The sequence below is a fragment of the Bacillus sp. I-2 genome, from assembly GCF_001974945.1.
GTDB classification, from domain to species: domain Bacteria; phylum Bacillota; class Bacilli; order Bacillales; family Bacillaceae; genus Bacillus; species Bacillus safensis.
Map to the genome: position 1 here is coordinate 341,678 of NZ_LZRW01000022.1, position 22,641 is coordinate 364,318.

Below are 22,641 nucleotides of genomic sequence, written 5' to 3' on the forward strand. Positions count from 1 at the left end.
TTCATTTAAACATAAAAAGCCTGGGATATCCCCCGGCTTTTCATTCACCTTGATGACGTTTTTTTAATACCTTTAATACATCATCAAGTGGCAATTGCTGTTCACGTAATAATACAAGAAGATGATAGAGGAGGTCAGCCGTTTCCCATTTTAATTCTTCTTGATCCCGGTTTTTCGCTGCAATGATCACCTCAGACGCCTCTTCCCCTACCTTTTTCAGGATTTTATCGACCCCTTTTTCAAATAGATAGGTTGTATAAGCCCCTTCTGGCATTTCCGCCTGACGCTTGGCAATGACCTGTTCAAGTTCATTTAATATCGCAAAACGTTCCTGCTCTTCGCTAAGGCGTTTTACCCCTTCTTCCGAAAAACAGCTATAGCTGCCAGTATGGCAGGCTGGGCCACTTGGCGCGACAAGGACAAGCAGAGCGTCCTTGTCACAGTCATATCGAATAGAAATCACTTGCTGGGTATGTCCAGAGGTGGCGCCTTTGTGCCAAAGCTCGTTTCTCGACCGGCTATAAAACCATGTTTCACCTGTCTCCAGCGTTTTTTCATAGGATTCTTGATTCATATACGCAAGCGTCAATACTTCCTTACTTTGAGCATCCTGTACAATCGCAGGAATCAGGCCTGCTTCATTAAAGGTTAATTCATTTGCCTGTTTCATCTGACCTTCACCCCGTGTTCTCTCAAATATGTCTTCACCTCATGAATGGAGGTTTCTTTATAATGGAAAATGGAGGCTGCTAATGCTGCATCAGCTTCTCCTTTTGTAAAGGCCTCGAGCATATGCTGGGCATTGCCAGCGCCGCCAGAAGCGATCACTGGCACAGTGACTGCCTCTGATACAAGCTTTGTCAATCGATGATCAAAGCCTGTCTTTTCACCATCAGCATCCATACTTGTCAGCAAAATCTCTCCTGCCCCTCTCTGCACAGCTTCCTTCGCCCAGTCGCTGACCTCTAAATCTGTTTGACGGCGTCCTCCGTGTGTATAGACCATGTATGCTTTTTTCTCTTCATCATATTTTGCATCAATTGCAACAACGATACACTGGGAGCCAAAAAAGTCAGCACCTTCTGAAATCAGTTCCGGCCTTAACACAGCTGCTGTGTTGACAGATACTTTGTCTGCACCCGCTCTTAATATACGCTTCATGTCATCAAGGTGGTTAATCCCGCCTCCCACCGTAAATGGTATCGCAAGAGTGGACGCGACTTGTTTGACCACATCCACCATCGTTTTCCGGCCTTCATGAGAAGCAGAAATATCAAGGAAGACGAGTTCATCCGCCCCTTCCTCATCATAGATCTGCGCTAATTCGACCGGATCACCAGCATCCTTTAAGCCTAGGAATTGCACCCCTTTGACAACACGCCCTTCCTTCACATCAAGACATGGGATGATTCGTTTTGTCATCATATGCGGTCAAGCCCTTCAAATGCTTCTGCTAAAGTAAACTGCTTTGTGTAAAGTGCTTTTCCAACGATCGCACCAGACACACCAGACTGTTTTTGCGCTGACAGCTTTTGAAGATCGGCTACTGCGCTGACACCACCTGAAGCAATCACTTGTTTGCCGGTTGCTTCTGCTAAGCGAACCGTGCTTTCTACATTGGGACCAGACAGCATGCCATCCATTTGAATATCGGTGAAAATAAAGACCTCTGCGCCTTCCTTTGCCAATTCCCTGCCGAGTTCCTCTGCCTTCACTTTAGACGTTTCAAGCCATCCTTCAGTCGATACAAAGCCATTTCGCGCATCAATCCCAATTGCGATTTTCTCTCCATATTGCGCCAGCATTTTTTTCACAAAGGCTGGGTTCGAAACAGCTGAGCTGCCGAGAATCACTCTATCTACGCCGCTCTTTAAATAAAAGACAACGTCTTCTTCCGTCCGAATACCGCCGCCGATTTGTACCTTCACATCTAAGGAAGAAGCAATCGCCAGCACATGCTCATGATTGACACGTTTCCCTGCTTTTGCACCATCTAGATCCACAAGATGAATCCATGCTGCTCCATCCTTCGCAAATTGCGCAGCCATGTCGAGCGGTGAATCTCCATAAATGGTTTCTTGATCATAATCTCCTTGCACAAGACGTACACATTTGCCATTTCTCATATCAATCGCCGGATATAATGTAAACTCACTCATTTGCTCACCCTCTGTTCGTTTGCTAATTGAATAAATTGTTTGAGCAGCGCCATTCCCGTTGTACTGCTTTTTTCAGGGTGAAACTGTGCTCCAAGCACATTTCCCTTGCCAACAACAGCTGGTACTTGAACACCATAGTCCGCGCTTGCTAATTGCTCATCTGGATTCATATCGCTCACATAATACGAGTGAACAAAGTACGCAAATCCTTCTGGTACACCGTCAAACAATGGGGAGGGCTGATGAAATGTGAGCTCATTCCACCCCATATGAGGTACCTTCAGCCTTTGCCCGTCCTGATCACGATCCTTTAAAAGAACGACACGCCCTTTTAACAGCCCCAATCCTTTTGTACGGCCTGCCTCTTCGCTTTCTTCAAATAACAGCTGCATGCCAAGGCAAATGCCGAATAACAACTTTCCTTCCTGCACAACTTGGTGAATAAACGCCTCAAGTCCAGTCTCTTTTAACAGCTGCATTGCATCACGAAACGAACCTACTCCGGGCAATATATAAGCATCTGCTTTTTTCAGCTCCTCCACATCAGAGGAGACGATATAGCGGGCACCTGCTCGTTCCAGTGCTTTTGATACGCTGAACAAATTTCCCATTCCGTAATCAATGACTCCGATCATTAGAGCATCCCCTTTGTCGAAGGAATTCCTTTCACACGTGGATCAATGGTTGTTGCTTCATCTAAGGCACGTGCCATCGCTTTAAAAATGGCTTCAATCATATGATGTGTATTAGTTCCGTAGTGAACAATGACATGAAGGTTGATCCGGGCTTCAAGTGCAAATTTCCACAGAAACTCATGTACTAGCTCTGTATCAAAGGTACCAACCTTTTGACTAGGAAAGGCCGCTCTCATTTCCAAATGAGGACGGTTGCTTAAGTCGACCACGACCTGGGCAAGTGTTTCATCCATCGGAACAAAGCTGGAGCCATACCGCTTAATTCCCTTTTTATCGCCTAACGCTTCCTTAAACATTTGCCCAAGTACAATGCCGATATCTTCTGTTGTGTGGTGATCATCAACATCCGTATCCCCTTTCGCATCGACGGTCAAATTAAAGTGTCCATGCTTCGTAAATAAATCAAGCATGTGCGTCATGAAAGGGACATCTGTTTGAATATCCGCTTTTCCTTCTCCATCAATTTCTAGCGCTAATGAAATGGTCGTTTCATTTGTTTTTCTCGTTGTTTTCGCCTGTCTCATTACGATTCCTCCCGCTTTCTCGCTTCAATCGACCTTGCATGTGCTTCAAGCCCTTCTAATCTGGCAAAAGCCGCAATGCTTTCCCGGTGTGTTTCAAAGGCTTCTTGACTATATGAAATAATGCTCGTTTTCTTTTGAAAATCAGTCACACCAAGCGGGCTGGAGAATCGAGCTGTTCCGTTTGTTGGCAGCACATGATTCGGCCCTGCAAAATAATCGCCCACCGGCTCTGGACTATAGCGTCCCAAGAAAATCGCGCCAGCATGCTTGATTTGACCAAGAAGTGATTCTGGGTATGCTGTCAGCACCTCTAAGTGCTCTGGTGCTAATTGATTGATGACGTCTACTGCACGATCAATTGATTCTGTCACGTAAATACGGCCATGATCTTGTATAGATTTTGCTGCGATTGATTTTCTAGGCAAAGTATCAAGCTGCTTTCTTACTTCTGCCTGCACGCTTTCAGCAAGTGTCTTAGACGGTGTCACCAAAATACTAGATGCCAGCGCATCATGCTCTGCCTGCGAAAGTAAATCCGCCGCTACCTCATGCGCGACTGCTGTTTCGTCTGCTAGAACTGCAATTTCACTTGGACCTGCGATCATATCAATATCTACCTGACCAAATACTTCCCGCTTTGCCAGCGCGACATAAATGTTGCCTGGACCTGTGATTTTATCAACAGGCTTGATGCCTTCCGTTCCATAGGCAAGTGCCGCAACCGCCTGTGCACCGCCCATTTTATACATTTCAGAAATACCAAGCTCCTTCGCCGCAGCTAAGACAGCGTCAGAGAGACGGCCATCTTTCCCAGGGGGAGTCACAAGTACGATTCGTTCAACGCCAGCAACTAGCGCAGGGATCACATTCATTAATACAGATGATGGATAGGCAGCTGTTCCACCGGGGACATACACACCTACCGCATCAAGCGGTGTCACCTTTTGACCAAGCATTGAACCGTCCTTTTGGTGATAAAACCAAGAGGACGTGAGCTGCCGCTCGTGGTATGTGCGAATATGCTTGATAGCCGTTTGGATAATCTGAACCACCTCTTTGTCCAAGCGGTCACAGGCTTTTGCCATTTCATCCTCTGTGACAAGCGGATCCTCAATCAACACACCGTCAAATTGCTTTGTAAAAGACCGTACAGCTTCATCACCATTTGTTCTCACTTCTTGTATAATGCGCTGAACAGCCTGACGCTGCTCTTCTGTTCCTATATCTAAGGACCGTTTGAGTGAGAGAATATCTGTCTCACCTTCTTGTATGCAGGTGATGTTCATGATGTTTCCTCCCCTTCTCCAATGATTCTTGCAAGACGCTGCGCCATTTCATCAATCACCGTATCCTTCATCCTGTAGCTCACAGGATTGACAATAAAACGTGACGTGATATCACAAATATGTTCCGTTTCCACAAGTCCATTTTCTTTTAGTGTTTGACCTGTAGAGACAATGTCTACAATGCGATCGGCAAGCCCAATGAGCGGTGCTAATTCTATGGAACCATTCAGCTTAATGATCTCCACCTGCTCTCCTTGCTCTCTAAAATAGGACGATGCGACATTTGGGTACTTTGTTGCCACACGCGGTGCGACACCACCCCAGCTCGCTCCTGGCAATCCAGCAACAGCTAAATGACATTTACTGATGTTTAAATCGAGCACTTCGTACACATCACGAGCTTCTTCAAGCATGACATCCTTCCCTGCAATGCCAACATCCGCCACACCATGCTCTACGTAGGTGGTCACATCCATTGGCTTGGCTAAAATAAAGCGGAGGTTTTCTTCTGGTACATCAATGATTAATTTTCTTGAATCCTCGAATTCCTCTGGCAGCTGGTACCCCGCCTGTCTTAACAGCCCTACTGCTTCTTCAAATATCCGGCCCTTTGGCATCGCCATCGTCAACACCTTACCCATTTCGCTCTTCCTTTCTAGCACCGATAAAATAAGTCACCTGTTCAAATGCCTTGGTCATCGCGTCAATATTTTCAATCCCCGCTAAGTCTTGCAGGACAATCTTTTTCCCTTTTGACCGCTCCTTTTCTGCAAAAGCAAAGGCTTCCAGTCTTTGTTCTTTACTAAAAATCACAGCCTCCTGCGGCTCAATGATTTCTTTTGCATCGAGCGCTTCAAGAAGACGGTCTAGTCGAAGTCCGAACCCTGTAGCTGGTGCAGGTGCATCAAAGTGAGCAAGCAATTGATCATATCTCCCGCCGCTTCCGATGACCGACCCAACATGATCTGCAAATACTTCAAACAAAATACCCGTATAGTAGCTCATATGACTCACCATGCTTAAATCTAAACGGATATATTCTGTACAGCCGTAATCTTCAAGTGTCTCCCAAAGCGACTTTAACTGTGCGAGCACCTCTTTTCCTTCTTGTGAAACAACGATTTCCTCTGCCCGCTCTATAACCTCATGGCCGCCTCTTAACTCTAAAAGCTGTAACAGCCTCGTTTTATCGATGGAGGAGAGCGGTAATTGTTTCACATGCTGACGGTATCCCACATAATTCTTTTCATATAAGAAGCGCCGAAGGACATTTGCACGCTCTGTATTTCCAAGTACATCAACAAATAACGTCTCTGCTAAAGCGACATGCCCGATCGCAATTTTGAAGGACCTTAGCCCGGCATTTTTTAATGCAAATACGGCAAGCGCGATGACTTCAGCATCTGCGCTAATTGAACCATCACCAATCAATTCAATTCCGACCTGCTCAAATTCTGACGGCCTTCCGCCTTCTCTTTCCTGGGCTCGGAACACACTCGCTGCATACCCAACACGAAGCGGATACGCCTGCTGGTGAAGCTTAGAAGCCGCCACCCTTGCAATCGGACCTGTCATATCAGGTCTCAGCACTAGAGTTTGCCCGTTTTGATCAAGAAGCTTAAAAAGCTGTGTATCAGTAATCGCCGATTGCACACCGACCGTATCGTAAAATTCAAGTGTTGGTGTCTCCATCAAACGGAAACCCCAACCGTTCATGACCTCTGTTAAAGAATGTCTCACTTTCTTCTTCGTCTCATACAATCCAGGTAATGAATCCCGCATACCATATGGTTTCTCAAACATAAACATGTTCTTCCGCACCTCCAACACATTAAAACAAAAAATTCCGAATCCTTTAGTTCGCTAATATGATAATATGCTAACAAAATAAAGTGATTAAATCAATCATTTTTATTTCTCCCTATTTTCATCAACATATTCTGGAATTATTACATTCAAGTGACACCTGTGCCTTTTCTGTATGTTCGATGAAGGAACGTGCTATAATACTTAAAAATATTGAATAACACAGGAGATTAACAGTGAAGTTCATCCAGACATTCATCTTAACTTTGTTGTGCGCATGTCTTGTTTATTTCGGCTTTATATACGTTTCACAAATCGATCAAGTCAAGAAAACAGCTTCGCCGCAAAAAGCAGCAAAAGAAAACGATACGGCACTTGCAGCTGAAGAAACTCGTTCAACGAAAAAAGCAGAAACCACACATCATTCATTAAAAGGAAGCAAAAAAGCCATGGACGTCATTCTCTACAATCAAATGGATGCGCCAAAGCTTTATAACGGATGCGAAGTCACGAGCTTAGCGATGCTGCTTCATTACAGCGGCTATGAGCAAGTAACGAAAAACGCATTGGCAAATGAAATCAAACGTGTTCCGCTCAATTATGAAAATGGCTTAAAAGGAGACCCTCATGACGGGTTTGTAGGCGATATGGAGAATGGGCCGGGTCTTGGGGTTTACCACGAACCGATTTATCAGCTTGCGAAAAAATACGCGGGCGATCAAGTAGTCGACTTAACCGGAAAGCCTGTTAAAAAGGCCATCTATCAGTCACTTGAAAAGGGTTATCCTGTCTGGGTGATTACGACATCCACCTTTGACAAAACAGATAACATCGAAACATGGAATACACCAAATGGCAAAATAGATATAAGCTTTAATGTGCATAGCGTGGTTATCACAGGCTATGACAAGGAGCATGTCTACTTGAATAATCCATACGGAGAAAAGAATCAAAAAGTCGACCGTGATCAATTTGAAGATTCTTGGGAACAGATGGGCAGTCAGGCGATTATCATTAAAGCGTAAAAAAACAACCTCTATTCACGTAGAGGTTGTTTTTATTGCTTCATTTTCTAGTAATTCCTTCAGGCGGCCTTCAAGCTTTTCAGCCGTCATTGCACCTCCGCCCAAGCTGAAGTATTCATCCCCTCTTTTTAACAAAAGTGTAGGATAGCCGTTCACCTGAAGTTGATGAACCTTCGCAAAGTCGGCATACGCATCATTCATCGCTTCTTTTGTTTTCATGCGTTCAATGACTGCGTCAGGATCAAGATGATGCGCCAAAGCGATCTCCCGATACGTTTCTTCATCACTCAGGCTTTTTCCGTCTTGATAAAAAGCCTTTTGCATCGATGAAGCCAAGTACAATGCGCGCTCAGGTGCGATGGATCTTAATGCAGAAAAACCAATGGCCGCAGCCTCAGAGTCTAAAAGAAACGTTCCGTTTGCTAACAGCTCCTGATAACGTTCACCAAACTCGACACCCGTCAGCTGACTAATACGCTGATTTGCTTCTGGAATGTGTGGATAATCCTTTATTGGAAGACTTCTTTCTCCTACAAATAAACCACCCGACACAAGTGTTAATGATATCTCCGGATGATTTTCATGCAAAGTGCGGATACTGTTTGAAAATCCATAACACCAGCCACAATACGCATCCCAAACATAGATGAAAGACAATTCTTGCTCATTCATACGTTAGACTCCCCATTTATCATTTTTAGGCGGTCATGAAACTGCTTATTCAGCTTCAGATACAACGGTAAAACGTTCTCCAACATGGGCTGCCTGCTCCACTTCATCAACCAGCGCAATGGCGTAGTCAGCATAGCTCACATAGCTGTCACCTTTAGAATTGACAATCAGATGGTCTTTCCCTTTCACGTAAGAACCTGTACGTTTGCCAGCTGGATGAAAGAATGCAGCTGGGCTGAGGAAGGTCCATTTTAATCCCTCTGTTTGTTGAAGATCTTTTAGGTTTTCTCCTTGCTGTGTAGCCGTAGCAGCATATTCTTTAGGAAACTCTGGTGTGTCCACTAGTCTTGTTGTTTTCGCCTCATCTACAAATAGACTTCCTGCTCCGCCCACAACGATCAAACGAGTCTCAGGTGCCTTTTTTAAAATATCGATCAGCTTTTTCCCAGCTTCTACGTGAAGATGCTCTTTTCCAGCAGGTGCGCCAAATGCATTTACAATCACATCAAAGCCTTTGATGTCTTCTGCTTGCAAGTGAAACACATCCTTCTCAAGAACAGCTAGGGATGAATCTGTCACCTTTTGTGCATCACGGACGATTGCCGTTACTTCATGTCCTCTTGATTGAGCCTCTTTCACAATTTCTTGTCCTGCTTTACCTGTTGCGCCAATAATTCCAATTTTCATGTTAACTCCTCCTGCAATATGGTTTTATATTGATAAAGAAAGGTGTAACCAATACAGTTACAACAGAGGTAAAAAAAATTGAATTGATCATCCAATTTTTTTGATTAGCACATGCGTTAGTTCACTTAATTTGATCTCAGCAAGTACTTGCTCCATCGCACTTTGAGCGCGGCATAAAATTAATTCAAGCACCGCTTGAATATTTGCACCGATCGGACAGTCAGGATTTGGGCTTTCATGAATTTGAAACAATTCTCCCTCATCCACGACTTCAACCGCTTTATACACATCGAGCAGTGTGATGTCGTCTTCACTGCGGTTCAGCTGAGAACCACCTTTGCCAAGACTCGTTGAGATTAGGCCTGCTTTTTTTAATTTACTCATAATGCGGCGGATGACCACTGGGTTTGTATTCACACTTCCCGCGATATCCTCCGATGTCTGTAATGATCCTTTTTCAAGTGATAGCAAGGCCAGAATATGGACAGCGACAGTAAATCTGCTGCTGATTTTCATGTTTTCTCACCTCTGTTGTAATCATTATAGTTACACCATGTCACATTGTCAACAAAAAAGTCTGCCGAGCTACTCAGCAGACGTAGATTGACGTGCTTCCATTTCTTCTTTCGTATAAATCATGCGCATTGGATTTCCTCCAACAAATGAGCCTGCTGGCACATCCTTATGAACAAGTGTACCAGCCGATACGATCGCTCCATCCCCAATGGTCACACCAGGTAAAATAGTTGAATTAGCTCCAATTAAGACTTCATCACCAATATAGACTTCCCCAAGTCTGTACTCTTTAATCAAATACTCATGGGACAAAATGGTCGTGTTATAGCCGATCACACTATTTCGACCGACAGTGATTTTCTCAGGAAACATCAGGTCAACCATCACCATTAAGGCGAACGCCGTATCCTCGCCGACCTTCATACGAAGAAAGGTTCGGTATATCCAATTTTTCATTCCCATAAAAGGCGTGTACCTTGCCATTTGAATAAAAATGAAGTTTTTCACCACTTTGAAAAAGGGAACTGTCCGATAGACTTGCCGCAGCGAATTGACCCCTTTTACAGGATAACGATCTGTTTTTCTCAACTTAATCAGCTCCAACAATCGCCAGGAGATCACTCATTTTCTTCAGCATGAAATCAGGGCGATGCTTTAAAAGGGCCTCTTCTCCCTTAATCGACCAAGCAACACCTGCCGTTTTTGTCCCTGCCGCTTGACCAGACAAAATGTCGTGATAATTATCACCGACCATCACCGCTTCATGCGGATCACTGCCAAGCTTTGATAATGCCAGCTGAACAGGCTCCGGATGCGGCTTCTCATTTTGCACATCATCAAGCGTCACAATGACCTCAAAGAACGGCTCTAAACCGGTCAGCTTCAATCCCATTAAAACCGTATCCCGTATCTTCGTTGTGACAATACCGAGCTTAAATCCTCGATCCTGCAGAACTTTCAATGTGTCGATAACGGTCTCATATTCAGTCACAAGCAGATCATGCTGCTTATGATTAAACGTGCGGTACATCTGAATCATATCATTCGTCAAATCAGGGTCCATCGCAGAGAATGTATCAAACAAGGACGGACCAATGAAATGAAGAATATCCTCACGGCTGTACTGACCAGGGTAATAATGATCCAGCGTATGCTGAAATGAAGCAATAATTAATTCATTTGTATTGATTAATGTGCCATCTAAATCAAATAGCACTGTGTTGATCGTCGATTCGTTCATATGGCTTCCTTTCTAACAGCTGCAAGTTCCCGCTTCCGCCAAATATAGCTAATAGCAGCTGTCAATAAAATTGCAGAAAACAGGCGGATCACAAGAAGCGGCCATACTGGAATACCAAGTGGAATAAAAACCAGCGTATCTTCGACCACCGCATGGCAGGCAACAAGGAAAATAAAGGCGAGGGTTAAGTCCTTTTTACTCACACCGTCCTCTTCCACTGCCTTCATCATCACACCGGCTCCATAAGCGAGACCAATCGTTAATCCAGCCACCATCGTCATAGACGTATTTTCTTTCATTCCAAGCATTCTAGTAAAAGGTGACAGCCACTTAGACAGTGTATGGAGCCACCCTAAATCTCTCATGAATTGAATGATGATCATGAGCGGGATAACAATACATGCGAGCTGGAGCACACCGAGTACAGCTTTTTGTAAAGCAAGAAGGACGATCATGTACCAGCTAGAAGGCACATCAGCCGCCTGAGCTGCACTAAGCAGTCCATATTGCGCCGGCTCCTCGCCTCCCTGCCAAACGAGATGAATGACAATAGCAGAAATAACAGCAAGACTGATTCTGACCAACAAAATCACAGATACCCTCAGTCCAACCTTTGCTGCCACTGTTGATTCGATGATCAAGTTATGGCAAAAGGACAGCATCACTGCCAAAATAAACACTTCCTTCACAGGAAGCTCTAATGTCAAAATGGCAGCAATCCCCGCATACAAATTCAGCATATTTCCTAATACAAGCGGAATAGCCGCTTCCCCCGAAAGACCAAACAGCCCCATAAATGGCTGAATGAATCGGATGATCCAATCCATGACAGGCGTATGCTGCAAGATACTGACGAGAATGGTCACTGGAAAGATGACTTTACCAAGTGTCCAAGTTGTCGATAGCCCTGCTTTCAAGCCGTTTTTCCATGTCTCTCCCATCTTCTTCTGATCCCCCCTGCTTAATTCGATGAGTTGTTCTCTTTATACGGAATCGATGCGTATCCTTTCATTCTTCTAAAGAAAATCAGTAGAATAGCCACTGCGAATATCGCAATCGAAATCATCTGTGCGATTCGAAGATGCTCTGTCAGCATTAAGCTGTCTGTTCTCATCCCTTCAATGAAAAAACGGCCGATTGAATACCAAATTAAATAAGACAAGAAGATTTCGCCTCTGCGCAGCGAAGTTCTGCGTAATAAAATCAAGATGACAACACCAACAAGATTCCATAATGATTCGTATAAGAACGTCGGGTGATAATAGGTACCATCAATATACATTTGATTAATGATAAACTCAGGCAGATGCAAATTTTCTAAAAAGGTTCTTGAAACCGCCTCACCGTGCGCTTCTTGGTTAATAAAGTTCCCCCAGCGTCCAATTGCCTGCCCTAGTAAAATACTAGGTGCTGCGACGTCAGCTATTTTCCAAAAGGATACCTTTCTCACTTTTGTAAAAATGATGGCTGTCAGCACGGCACCGATCAGCCCGCCGTGAATCGCAATTCCACCATTCCAAATCTTAATGATTTCGTTTGGGTGCTGCTGATAGTAATCCCATTCGAAGGATACATAATAAATTCGGGCACAAATAATCGCTATTGGAATGGCAAATAAGATTAAGTCAATGAACGTATCTTTATTGATTCCTCTTTTTTCACATTCTCTCAGGGCGAGCCAAAGTCCAAGCAAGGCCCCGACCCCAATAATCACACCATACCAATGAACCGAAATAGGTCCGAGGTGAAAAGCAATCGGATCAATTGGCTGAATTGCTTCGTTCATATAGTCAACTCCTATTCATCTTGGCCATTGTCTTCAATGACATCGGCAAGTTTACTTGTAAATTGTTCTGCTGCATTATGTCCCATACGTTTCAGCCTGAAGTTCATCGCAGCCACCTCAATGATGACCGCTAAGTTTCGACCTGGCCGCACAGGGATCGTCAGCTTCGGCACATCAGTATCGATGATTCGCATTTTCTCTTCTTCAAGTCCTAAACGATCATACTGTTTGCCTTGTTCCCAAAGCTCAAGGTTCATTACAATCGTAATTCTCTTATAGCTTCTGACAGCGCCTGCTCCAAATAAGGTCATCACATTAATAATGCCTAACCCGCGGATTTCTAAAAGATGTTCAATCAGCTCTGGTGCACTTCCGACTAACGTATCCTGATCCTCTTGACGGATTTCAACGCAATCGTCTGCGACCAGCCGATGTCCCCTCTTCACTAATTCTAAGGCTGTTTCACTTTTTCCTACTCCGCTTTTCCCAATTAACAACACACCTACACCATATACATCTACGAGCACACCATGAATGGCAGTCGTTGGTGCAAGCTTACTTTCTAAAAAGTTGGTCAATCGACTCGAAAGTCTTGTCGTTTTTAGGCTAGATCGTAAAACGGGCACGCCATTTTCATTTGATGCTTCGATTAATTCCTTCGGGACATCACGATCGCGTGACAAAATAATGGCAGGGGTAATATCTGTACAAAGAGACATCATTCTCTGCTTTCGTTCGCGTTCTGGGAGCTGTTCAAAAAAAGAAAGCTCTGTTTTCCCTAAAAGTTGAACTCTTTCTTTTGGGTAATATGTAAAATAACCAGCCATTTCAATACCTGGTCTGGAAAGATCACTGATTGTAATGGGACGATTAATCCCTTCTTCCCCACTTACCAGTTCAAGATGAAATTGTTCCATTATGTCCTTCGTACGAACTTTCGGCACGTTTCTTCCTCCTTTTATCACAGGCGATTCAGAAATACAGCTCTATTTTATCACTTTCAATGATGAACCCAAAACAGTATTTTATCCTGTTCCTGTTTCACCACCCTAACTGGTATAGACAACTATACTTAAAAAGAGTAAACTTAAATGAAAGATAACGAATAAGGGGGCTCAAACATGAGCGGTTCTTTATTGCTCTCCAATATTCATATTGTGACAAAGACAAAGATCATTGAAAACGGTTTTGTCGGTTTACGCGATGGCAAGATTGACTATATTTCAACATCACCACCGACAGGAAATTATGAAAAAGTATATATTTCCCGGGAAAACTTTTATTTACTCCCTGGAATGATTGATATTCACATCCATGGCGGATATGGTGCAGACATGATGGATGCGACAGCAGAAGCAATGAATACACTCGCTGACAACCTTCCGTCCGAAGGAACGACAAGTTTTTTAGCGACAACCATCACACAAAACCATCATGAGATTGAGCGGGCACTTAAAAATGTCGCTCAGTGGAAACAAAGTAATGAAGAACAAGCAGGAAGTCAGGCACAATGTATAGGAATCCACCTAGAAGGTCCATTTATTTCTAAAGATAAGGCAGGGGCACAGCCTGTTCAATGGATTAAACAGCCGGACATCCCGCTTTTTAAAAAATGGCTGGATGCTTCTGATCAACTCATTCGAATTGTCACGTTTGCGCCTGAGGAAGACAGAGATTTTGCATTTCTTTCTCTATTACAGGAAAAGAACATCATCCCTTCTATTGGACATACGAATGCCCATCATGACATGATCAATTTAGCAGCTAAGCATGGTGCACGCCATGTAACGCACCTTTATAACGCAATAAGTTCGTTTCAGCACCGTGAACCGAACGCTGTAGGTGCTGCTCTTACGAACGAGAATCTTCATACTGAGCTGATCACAGATGGGATTCACTCTCATCCTCTTTCCATCAAGCTTGCGTATTTGGCAAAAGGAAGTGATCGTTTAATCATGATCACAGACTCGATGCGTGCAAAAGGGCTTGGGAATGGAACATACGAATTTGGCGGTCAGACGGTCACAGTCAGCGGCGAAAAAGCATTGCTGGACGATGGTACACTTGCGGGATCGATTTTGCGAATGAAAGACGGCGTCAAAAGGATAAAACAGCTCACAAATTGTGAGTGGACAGAGATTGCGAAGATGACCTCAACCAATGCAGCCGCTCAACTGGAACTTGATCAACAGCTCGGTTCCATCGAAGTTGGAAAACTAGCAGATTTGGTGATATGGGATGAATCTGGTGAACTGATGATGACGATCTGCCGTGGACAAATCGTCTTTGAAAAAAAGGAGGCCAACCACTAATGAACATCATCGAATTTGAAAGCAAAGATCAATTAGGAAAAGAAGCAGCTGCCGTTATTTCAAGGACAATAGCTGCTAAACCCGATGCCGTACTCGGCCTAGCAACGGGCGGTACACCTATTGAAACTTACAAAGAGTTAATTCAACTTCATCAAGCGAATCAACTGTCTTTCAAGCAAACAAAAACAATCAATTTAGATGAATATGCAGGACTCAATCCAGAACACGAAAATAGTTATATGACCTACATGAAACGTCATTTATTTGACCATATTGATCTCCCTCACGATCAATATTTTCTTCCAAATGGCAATGCAGCTCATTTAGAAAAGGAATGCTTAAGATATGACCAGCTCATTGAGGATGTAGGCGGCATCGATCTTCAGCTCCTTGGAATCGGTCAAAATGGGCATATCGGTTTTAACGAACCAGGTACCCCTTTCAACTCAAAGACTCATGTCGTGCAGTTAGATGAAAACACGAGACAGGCTAACGCAAGATACTTTTCTTCTATTGATGAGGTACCTACACATGCCATCACAATGGGAATCGCGAGCATTCTTTCAAGTAAAAAGATTCTCCTTCTTGCTTCGGGAAAATCAAAAGCGAAAGTGATACAATATTTAGAACAGGCAGAGATTCATCCGGACTTCCCAGCGTCTGCATTGAAACTTCATGAAGATGTAACGGTTTTGATTGATCGAGAAGCTGGATCACTACGCTAAAAACGAGAGGATTTTCACATGTTTATTGATAAGCAGTCACCTATTCCGATGTACCATCAGATTATGGAGCACTTGAAAAAGCAGATTGAGGATGGAACATTAGCACCTGATACACTCATTCCTTCTGAAAGAGAATATGCCGAACGCTTTGGTATTAGTCGAATGACTGTCAGACAAGCCTTATCGAATCTTGTGAACGAAGGATATTTGTATCGACAAAAAGGAAAAGGCACCTTTGTTAGCCGAAAAAAATTTGAACAGCCGCTTCAAGGCTTAACAAGCTTTTCAGAGGATATGCGCCAGCGAGGGCTCAAAGCATCAAGCCAGCTGATTGACTTTAAAAAAACCGCATGTCCAGAGCACTTGCTGCCAGTCTTACAGCTGTCTAATAGTGATGCTGTATTTGAACTAAAACGCATACGCCTTGCAAATGATGAACCGATGGCGATTGAAACGAGCTATATACCGGAAAGATTTGCAGGAGATTTAACAAAGGAACATTTAACTGGCTCTTTATATGAATATATAGAAACTCACACTGGCCATGTCATTGCTCATGCCAAACAGGAGCTTGAAGCCAATGTTGCCTCAAAGGAAGAAGCACACTTGCTCTCTATTCTAGCAGGAGACCCTGTGCTGTCCATAACAAGAACGACTTTTTTTCAACAAGACATTCCATTTGAGTATGTTGTTTCCGTTTATAGAGGGGATCGTTACAAGCTCATTCATACAATGGAAAGATAAACAGTGCCCCTGAAACGGAGCACTGTTTTTTTATTTCCTAAGAAATTTTGTTTCGTCATCATCTTTTGTATGAATTTTCCATATTGGTGAAATGGCTTTTCCTTGAAAACGATCTTTTGCTACAGTGTACCAATAATAATCTTCATTTGGCTTTAAGCCCTTCCACTCAAAGCTTGCTTTTTTGCCGCTTTTTACGCCGCGCGCTTCTCCTAGAAGAACATTCGTATACACATTGAGTTCAAAATAATTGGTTTTGACAGATTTCATTTTCGGTGTCAAATCTACATCGATTGAAAATTCATCCTGATCTCCATACGTTTTAGGATCATAAAAATGCTCTTGATTCAAGTAAGGAGAGTATGTCGTAAAATGAAGTTGATTTTTTTCTTGATCGGCTGTTATGACCCTCATAAACCCTTGACCACCTTCAGGTCCTGACTGATAATCGGCGAGTATTTGATATACTTTCCTGTCGACTTTTCCATCATGGTCATCATCAAGCTCATCTACTTTCCTGCTTGCTCCATGGTAATGGCCGCTAAATACGGCCACAATATTAGGATGGCGTTTCACCACTTGGTGGAAGATGAGGTCGCCAATCGGGCTCCGGTTGCCGCTCACTAACAAATACTCATGGAAATTTAAAATGACAATACGATCTGGATGCTCAGAAATTACACGGTTTAACCAATCAATTTCATCTTGCTTAATCCCCCAGCCCATGTACACCATCATATAATCATTGCCGCCGGCAGAGATGAGATCATAATGACCTTTATTGTTTCGATAGGATTCACCATAGTAAGGCTTATCCGCAAAGCGTTTTTCCCCGAAATATTTCCCATATTCCGCATATAAACCGTCCTTGTGCCTAACATCATGATTTCCTGCTAAAACCCCATAGGGAATGTGATTCTGATCCAATACACGCATAAATGTATCAGCACGGTGCCATTGCTTATCCTTTGAATCATCCACAATATCGCCTGTATGGAACACATATTGAATGTTTAATTTTTCCCTTTGATCTCTGATCCATTCGACCATTTGTTTAAAGATATGAGGATAGCTCTTTGCATAATATTGAGTGTCAGACATCCATACCATCTTATATGGCTTTTGCGATTTGCTGATTTCATCCTGTACTAGCAAATCAAACGTTTGATTCTTCATGTACTGTCTCACTGACAGCAGCCCTTTCAGGTAAAATTCCTTTTGATCCTTGGCAAAGTGATGAGTGATTTTATCCCACTTTTCCTGCTGGTGATTCCACGCGTACATTGTCACCTTTCTCCCTGACAATGAACTCCCTTTCCATACAGCTTCGACGACATCCTTTTCACGTACATCATGATGAACCTTAATTTGAAAACGATGATAAGGAAAACGCTGTAAATCCTTCGTTTCAACTGACTTCCCATCAACAAATGCAATACGGTTCCTTTCTTGATCAGAAAAAATCATTTCTCCTTTTTGGAGATAACTCTTAGGCGGTTCTGTCTCTGCTGCATACTTAAAAATCTTCATTGAAGGATGCAGCGATGTATATTGATAGGCACGATAAAAAGAGTAATCTAACTTATCATTCGTTGGATCCTTGGTTAGCACAGTTTGTTTTGATGATTTCATTTTTGTCTTATCTGCCACCCGCTCTGGTGTTTCAGGATGCTCATGTACCGTCTTGAACTCTTTTTTTAACGTCGACATGTTACCAGCTACGTCTTTTGCTTTGATCGTAAACGTGTGCTTCCCAGGCTTTAATTCACTAGAGGACGTCTGATATGGCAAAGAAACTGGTTTGCCATCTACATATGCCTTCAACTCCTCTATGTCACTCCAGCGATCCGTTACTTTTGCTTTTAATGTAAAGGCGCCTTTATATTGATCCTTTGCTTGTACGTTGGTCTTAATTCTCGGCCCAGTGTTATCAACTTTTACACGTACTGAAGCGTGCTCGTCTGAGGTTTTGGCCTCAATCAGGTGCGGCCCTTCTTTCAGCCTTTTTGTGTCCCACTTTATATAGGTTGAGACATACGCCTCTTTTGGAATCTCAAATTGAAACGTTCTCACCTTTTTTGCGTTCCCGCTGTCTCCCATTCTCCATTCTTTTAGCGGCTTCGCATTGATTGGCGGAATTTGTGTTCCATTTGATAAGATCATCCTGACGTTTTTCAATTCAAAATCATCATGATTCTCTCCAGGCAGCCGGTCCATCGGAGAAGACTTTGTGCCAGCGTGGAAAGAGATCGTTTGGAGACCTGCCTTTTTTATCTCTTCTTCGGGTATTGGCATTGTATAGGTACGGTACACTTTTGTCGAATCATCAAAAATAGAAAGTAAACGCCTACCTATAGACACACCATTTTTAAAATATAAATTTGTTCCTTTGACATCAAATGCGATATATGGATCTGCTTCAAGGGCAGAGGATACTTGCTGATTCCGTTTTCCATCTATCCGCAATTCGATGCTTTTTTTCTGATCAGACGTTGCCTTTAATGAAAATAAACCTGATACCGTATCTCCCTCTTCTACATTGAATCGTAGACCGTGGGCTTTGCTGACCTGCTCCACATCAATCGTTTTTTTCAACGTCTTGGCTTCATTTTCGCCGTCTGACGCTTCAAGCTGATATTCCAATTGTTCTTTCCCAATCAACTCAGGTGAATAAATAATATGATGAAATAACCGGTCATTATGGTCTTTTTGCAGCAGTATTTCCTTAAACGGATCTTTTCGATTCGTTCGATAGCGCAGCTTGACGGTTTTTACGGCCTGATCATCTTGGACATCTGCTTTAATCTCTACACTTTCAGTTGGTTTCACCGGTTTTCTTACCGTCATATCTTCAATCACAGGTTTATGGATATCTTGAGAAATTTCCTTTTTTTCAGATGGAATTTGTGCTTTTAGCACTTTACCTGGAGTGGGTTCTTCCTCAATTTTCGAAATCAGCTTCGTCTGCGTCGTACCATCCATTGGATACTTAAACAGCAAGGATTTATGCTCGCTAAACCATGATGGCTTCAAACGAAATGCAGCAGAAGAAATCTCTTCACCTATATTTGTTGTGATCGAAACAAGACGAGATTTAGAGTTGGACAGCCCTTTACTCTCGATAATGGATAGATGCTCGCCCTCTTTTAATTGGCTTTTGTACATGGCATTAAAGTCCGCTGTCGTTAAATGCTCCTGCCCTTTTTTTCTCAGCCAGAATACATAAGGTTTTCCAGGTGAAATGATGACTGGATTTGTGTGAAAGGAATATACATCATCCATTTCAATGCCCTGTGCAGGATTGCGGTAGCGGAGCTGATAATGTTTAAGAGAGATAGGCGCATGTGTCGTGTTATACACTTCGATAAACTCAAAAGCATCTTTGCCTTTTCGGTTTTTTGAATTGACGACAATTTCTGTGATGAATAAGTCCGGAATATGTGAAAGATCTTCTTCAAATCCATTTAAATGAACCGATTTCTCTGCCGTTTTGATGACTGATTTTTGCGTAAGGAACTCTGTATAGTAACGAACGGTTGGATTCCATAATTGATCTGGCGGAATTTTCGCTGTAAATTCTGGCTTCATCCCTGGCAGCCGTTCCATTGGAATCAAGCGGTACCCCAGTTCATCACTTTGTTTATAATACAAGTTCGCAGACAAAATCTGTTCTTGGTCACTAATGGACGCACGAAACTGTAGATCATGGCTTTTTCCTAGAACCGGGCGGACGTCCACATGAAATTGGTCAAAGATAAAAGGCGAAAAAGGCTTGTCCGGTACATTCACTTCTGTTTGAAGAAAAGGTCCTGCTGAAGCAGGCTGACTGAAACAAAAAAGAATGATAAAAACAAATAAAAGCATGATTTGTCTGCTCACGTTCACCATCTTGCACCGCCTCCCTTCGGATATTGTGTCTCCTGAAGGTCGTTTTTATGTCAGATGGAACGGAGAAACGATGAAAATTTGCACAAAAAAACCGTTAGCTTTTTTTCGCTAACGGCTCTACAATTCCTTTTTGTATCAACAGATGGAAAATGGATAAAATGACAGCCATCCAAATGGCCGTTCCGAATCCATCAATGTTAAAGCTATCTCCCATAAAGCTCGATGTCATCATGAGTGTAATCGCATTGATGACAAATAAGAACAATCCTAGTGAAAGAACGGTCACTGGAAGCGTTAAAATGATCAAAAACGGCTTCACTAAAATATTGAGCAAGGACAAAATGATACTTGCCACAATGGCTGCGCCAAAACCTTCAATATACACGCTCCCGAGCCCAGGCAGAATGCCCGAATCAAAATATCCAGCAATGACGATTAAAAGTAATGCATTTACTAATATACTGACGATCCATCTAAGCATTTATTTAGTGCCTTCTTCCGGAACAACAAAATACCAGATGAAGTAGATCAGGAAGATCGGCATAAATGCTGTCAAAAATCCGATGATGACGGTTAAAATGCGAAGCAGGGATGCATCCACACTTAAATATTCCGCAAGTCCACCAACAACACCCGCTATTTTTTTATCTGTTGCTGAACGATAAAGTTTCTTCATGTAGAATCACTCCTTGTCTGATTGGTGCTTTACTTGTATTGAGCCTGTTTTTGTTTCTGCAAAAATGGATATACTGTGCACCGCTTGTTGATTGGCTTTGATCATTTTCTCTTTTTGTAATGTTTCATTTTTTTCTTTAATCATCTCTGCATCAAGTAAATCATGAGAGATAGACCCAAGATTGCTTTTCAGCTCAGCGGTCACTGCACATGCACGCGGAACCTGAACGTCCACACTGCCTGTTGTCGTTTTCGCATAGATGGAACGGCACTTTTCATCTGACAGCTGAACAGCAATATTTCCATTAAAGCTTTGAGCATCAATTGATTCACTTTTCCCGCGCAGGTCTATGAGCCCATTGATGGTTTCTACTTCAATCATACCACACTCGTGATCTGCCAGTTTGATTTGTCCGTTTGCTGTTTCTATTCCGACTTTTTCTGCTTGTAACGAAGCAAAAGAGACAACACCATTTGTCGTTTTTGCGGCAAGTTCTTTTGTCTTTAGCTTTTCCCCGCGAATCGGTCCATTAAACAGCTTGACCTTGATCTTATCGTATTGGATACGCGGTACGTATAATGTAACATTGACTTTCATCGTCTTCTTTTCGGTTCGAATAAAAAATTTATCTCCTTCAAGCCCGCAGTCCAATTGATTGAGAAATTGCTGTCTTGCCTGCTCTCCATCCTCTGCACGGTAAATTTTCGCATGACACTCTGCTCGAATATCTCGATCGTCCCAAGGCATCACGTTGAGGCTGCCGTTCGCCAATTGAATATCTAAATGGGAAAGCGATGCGTCCTTGAACTGAAAAATATGCTCAACATCAACGGACTGTCCAAAGTTCAAATCAAGATCCACGTCTTTTACCTTTTTCACCGCAGAGTCTAACCAGCCAAACAGCTTTGCCCCAAGATTCTCGGTGCCGTTTCCTTTGCTCTCTGCTCCAGCTTTTTCTTCATGAAAGCTGTGATCAGCCGTAGACTTTTCTAATGAGACTGACTGACCTTCTTCTAGTTTTTCCAGCAGCGTAATTGCTTCTTTTGCTGATAATACTCCGTCTTCTACTAATTTTAAAATTCGTTCTTTTTCATTCATACAAAGCCCCCCTAAGATTTGATGGATTGAAGTACTTTAATCCCTTGAATGATATTCCAAATGACAGAGATCAAAAAGCCAATGACTACTAAAAAAGACAAGATGAACACCGTCATGACTGGAATGAGCGAGTCACCTGCCTGTGTCTTCAATAAAAATGGGATAGACCCAAAAATCAACAGAATGCACGCTGCGACCGGCAAAAGATGTGACCATAATGCCCGCAATGCGTGCCGCTTCGTTTCCTTTTGATCTACTACAAAAAACGCCACGATCGGTACGATAAACGGCATAAATAATACACTAAAATAACAAATAGAAGCAATAATCGACTGATCTCTATTCATATATATTCGCTCCTTCATAACGAAAATCCCTTTCTAACTCATACGTTTATTGCGTATAAAAAGTTTCAAAATCATTCGATTTACATATGACCTTAGACACAAATTATTTCTTTTTGCACCTAAGAGTAGATTCTTCACAGATTACCCTTTAAAATATGTTGAAAAGATGGTGATTATCATTATAGGGGGTAATTATTTTGACAGATCATCATAATTCAAAACATACGGCTCAAACGCTTTTAGACCTTATACAGAAACAGAAAAGCATGAACAGCGATATGATCAAGGAGCTTGAGACCATTCATCCGTCTCATCCAAAGTATGGTGATATCCGTTATTTAAAGGTACTGCTCGACAGCAGCAGCACCCATATTTTAAAGGATTTAACGCACCTCAGTAATTTAATGCCGAAGGAAGATGTGCAGTAAAAGAAAAACCCCTCTTATCGAGGGGTTTTC

The 22,641-nt window shown here is 42.7% G+C and carries 26 protein-coding genes; 5 read left to right on the forward strand and 21 right to left on the reverse strand.

Annotation, left to right across the window (positions count from 1 at the left end):
- Positions 1-40: 40 nt before the first annotated feature.
- Genes hisIE through BAE31_RS08130 form a run of 8 tightly spaced genes read right to left on the reverse strand, consistent with a single transcriptional unit; the run spans position 41 to position 6,473 of the window.
- Positions 41-670, reverse strand: a complete 630-nt coding sequence (hisIE, locus tag BAE31_RS08095; protein WP_024423556.1) for a bifunctional phosphoribosyl-AMP cyclohydrolase/phosphoribosyl-ATP diphosphatase HisIE — start codon at positions 668-670, stop codon at positions 41-43.
- Positions 667-1,425 carry an imidazole glycerol phosphate synthase subunit HisF gene (hisF, locus tag BAE31_RS08100; RefSeq protein WP_039181656.1) on the reverse strand — a complete coding sequence of 253 codons (759 nt, stop codon included), beginning with the start codon at positions 1,423-1,425 and terminating at the stop codon, positions 667-669. Before hisF ends, hisIE begins: the two co-directional genes overlap by 4 nt.
- Positions 1,422-2,159 (reverse strand): 1-(5-phosphoribosyl)-5-[(5-phosphoribosylamino)methylideneamino]imidazole-4-carboxamide isomerase, encoded by a 738-nt coding sequence (hisA, locus tag BAE31_RS08105; protein WP_076840111.1) that lies wholly within the window; start codon positions 2,157-2,159, stop codon positions 1,422-1,424. The genes hisF and hisA overlap by 4 nt, the downstream gene beginning before the upstream one ends.
- Positions 2,156-2,794, reverse strand: a complete 639-nt coding sequence (gene hisH, locus BAE31_RS08110) for an imidazole glycerol phosphate synthase subunit HisH (protein WP_041107924.1) — start codon at positions 2,792-2,794, stop codon at positions 2,156-2,158. Before hisH ends, hisA begins: the two co-directional genes overlap by 4 nt.
- On the reverse strand, positions 2,794-3,378 hold the full coding sequence (gene hisB, locus BAE31_RS08115; RefSeq protein WP_076840113.1) for an imidazoleglycerol-phosphate dehydratase HisB: 585 nt from the start codon (positions 3,376-3,378) through the stop codon (positions 2,794-2,796). Before hisB ends, hisH begins: the two co-directional genes overlap by 1 nt.
- Complete coding sequence (hisD, locus tag BAE31_RS08120) at positions 3,378-4,664, reverse strand: histidinol dehydrogenase (protein WP_076840114.1); 1,287 nt, start codon at positions 4,662-4,664, stop codon at positions 3,378-3,380. The genes hisB and hisD overlap by 1 nt, the downstream gene beginning before the upstream one ends.
- Positions 4,661-5,305: an ATP phosphoribosyltransferase gene (gene hisG, locus BAE31_RS08125; protein WP_076840116.1), complete on the reverse strand. Its 645-nt coding sequence runs from the start codon at positions 5,303-5,305 to the stop codon at positions 4,661-4,663. The genes hisD and hisG overlap by 4 nt, the downstream gene beginning before the upstream one ends.
- Positions 5,298-6,473: an ATP phosphoribosyltransferase regulatory subunit gene (locus BAE31_RS08130; RefSeq protein ID WP_076840118.1), complete on the reverse strand. Its 1,176-nt coding sequence runs from the start codon at positions 6,471-6,473 to the stop codon at positions 5,298-5,300. The genes hisG and BAE31_RS08130 overlap by 8 nt, the downstream gene beginning before the upstream one ends.
- A 233-nt stretch (positions 6,474-6,706) precedes the next feature.
- Between BAE31_RS08130 and BAE31_RS08135 the strand changes: the two genes are divergently transcribed.
- Positions 6,707-7,495: a C39 family peptidase gene (locus BAE31_RS08135; protein WP_076840120.1), complete on the forward strand. Its 789-nt coding sequence runs from the start codon at positions 6,707-6,709 to the stop codon at positions 7,493-7,495.
- Between the two features lie 15 nt (positions 7,496-7,510).
- Here the strand turns inward: BAE31_RS08135 and BAE31_RS08140 are convergent, their stop codons facing one another.
- The 8 genes from BAE31_RS08140 to hprK all read right to left on the reverse strand — a co-directional run bounded on the left by BAE31_RS08140 (position 7,511) and on the right by hprK (position 13,340).
- Positions 7,511-8,167, reverse strand: coding sequence for a DsbA family protein (locus BAE31_RS08140; RefSeq protein ID WP_076840121.1), 657 nt, complete (start codon positions 8,165-8,167; stop codon positions 7,511-7,513).
- A 45-nt stretch (positions 8,168-8,212) separates the two neighbouring features.
- Positions 8,213-8,854, reverse strand: a complete 642-nt coding sequence (locus BAE31_RS08145) for an NAD(P)-dependent oxidoreductase (RefSeq protein ID WP_076840123.1) — start codon at positions 8,852-8,854, stop codon at positions 8,213-8,215.
- A gap of 87 nt (positions 8,855-8,941) precedes the next feature.
- On the reverse strand, positions 8,942-9,370 hold the full coding sequence (locus BAE31_RS08150; RefSeq protein ID WP_024423567.1) for an Rrf2 family transcriptional regulator: 429 nt from the start codon (positions 9,368-9,370) through the stop codon (positions 8,942-8,944).
- Between the two features lie 69 nt (positions 9,371-9,439).
- The gene (locus BAE31_RS08155; RefSeq protein WP_024423568.1) at positions 9,440-9,958 is read right to left on the reverse strand and encodes an acyltransferase; all 519 of its coding nucleotides are present in this window, start codon (positions 9,956-9,958) and stop codon (positions 9,440-9,442) included.
- 1 nt (position 9,959) lies between these two features.
- Positions 9,960-10,610, reverse strand: coding sequence for a pyrophosphatase PpaX (gene ppaX, locus BAE31_RS08160; protein ID WP_041107938.1), 651 nt, complete (start codon positions 10,608-10,610; stop codon positions 9,960-9,962).
- The gene (locus BAE31_RS08165) at positions 10,607-11,551 is read right to left on the reverse strand and encodes a nucleoside recognition domain-containing protein (protein ID WP_041107940.1); all 945 of its coding nucleotides are present in this window, start codon (positions 11,549-11,551) and stop codon (positions 10,607-10,609) included. The genes ppaX and BAE31_RS08165 overlap by 4 nt, the downstream gene beginning before the upstream one ends.
- Positions 11,552-11,571: 20 nt before the next feature.
- The gene (lgt, locus tag BAE31_RS08170; RefSeq protein WP_041107942.1) at positions 11,572-12,396 is read right to left on the reverse strand and encodes a prolipoprotein diacylglyceryl transferase; all 825 of its coding nucleotides are present in this window, start codon (positions 12,394-12,396) and stop codon (positions 11,572-11,574) included.
- 11 nt (positions 12,397-12,407) lie between these two features.
- Entirely contained in the window at positions 12,408-13,340 is a 933-nt protein-coding gene (hprK, locus tag BAE31_RS08175; protein ID WP_024423572.1) for an HPr(Ser) kinase/phosphatase, read from the reverse strand.
- A 177-nt stretch (positions 13,341-13,517) separates the two neighbouring features.
- On the opposite strand from hprK, the gene nagA reads away from it, so the two are divergent.
- The 3 genes from nagA to BAE31_RS08190 are packed head-to-tail and all read left to right on the forward strand — an operon-like array spanning position 13,518 to position 16,177.
- Positions 13,518-14,708 (forward strand): N-acetylglucosamine-6-phosphate deacetylase, encoded by a 1,191-nt coding sequence (gene nagA / locus BAE31_RS08180; protein ID WP_076840125.1) that lies wholly within the window; start codon positions 13,518-13,520, stop codon positions 14,706-14,708.
- Positions 14,708-15,433, forward strand: a complete 726-nt coding sequence (nagB, locus tag BAE31_RS08185; RefSeq protein ID WP_076840126.1) for a glucosamine-6-phosphate deaminase — start codon at positions 14,708-14,710, stop codon at positions 15,431-15,433. Before nagA ends, nagB begins: the two co-directional genes overlap by 1 nt.
- 18 nt (positions 15,434-15,451) lie before the next feature.
- Positions 15,452-16,177, forward strand: coding sequence for a GntR family transcriptional regulator (locus tag BAE31_RS08190; protein WP_075621704.1), 726 nt, complete (start codon positions 15,452-15,454; stop codon positions 16,175-16,177).
- A 30-nt stretch (positions 16,178-16,207) separates the two neighbouring features.
- Here the strand turns inward: BAE31_RS08190 and BAE31_RS08195 are convergent, their stop codons facing one another.
- The 5 genes from BAE31_RS08195 to BAE31_RS08215 form a co-directional block, all read right to left on the reverse strand.
- Positions 16,208-20,062 (reverse strand): lamin tail domain-containing metallophosphoesterase family protein, encoded by a 3,855-nt coding sequence (locus BAE31_RS08195; protein WP_076840128.1) that lies wholly within the window; start codon positions 20,060-20,062, stop codon positions 16,208-16,210.
- Between the two features lie 94 nt (positions 20,063-20,156).
- Complete coding sequence (locus BAE31_RS08200) at positions 20,157-20,543, reverse strand: phage holin family protein (protein ID WP_024423577.1); 387 nt, start codon at positions 20,541-20,543, stop codon at positions 20,157-20,159.
- Positions 20,544-20,738, reverse strand: a complete 195-nt coding sequence (locus tag BAE31_RS08205) for a PspC domain-containing protein (RefSeq protein WP_024423578.1) — start codon at positions 20,736-20,738, stop codon at positions 20,544-20,546.
- Positions 20,739-20,744: 6 nt separating this feature from the next.
- Positions 20,745-21,836, reverse strand: coding sequence for a DUF4097 family beta strand repeat-containing protein (locus tag BAE31_RS08210; RefSeq protein WP_041107952.1), 1,092 nt, complete (start codon positions 21,834-21,836; stop codon positions 20,745-20,747).
- Between the two features lie 11 nt (positions 21,837-21,847).
- Positions 21,848-22,183 (reverse strand): hypothetical protein, encoded by a 336-nt coding sequence (locus BAE31_RS08215; RefSeq protein ID WP_076840130.1) that lies wholly within the window; start codon positions 22,181-22,183, stop codon positions 21,848-21,850.
- 197 nt (positions 22,184-22,380) lie between these two features.
- Here BAE31_RS08215 and BAE31_RS08220 point away from each other — a divergent pair, with 197 nt between their 5' ends.
- Complete coding sequence (locus tag BAE31_RS08220; RefSeq protein WP_024427654.1) at positions 22,381-22,611, forward strand: hypothetical protein; 231 nt, start codon at positions 22,381-22,383, stop codon at positions 22,609-22,611.
- Positions 22,612-22,641: the final 30 nt, after the last annotated feature.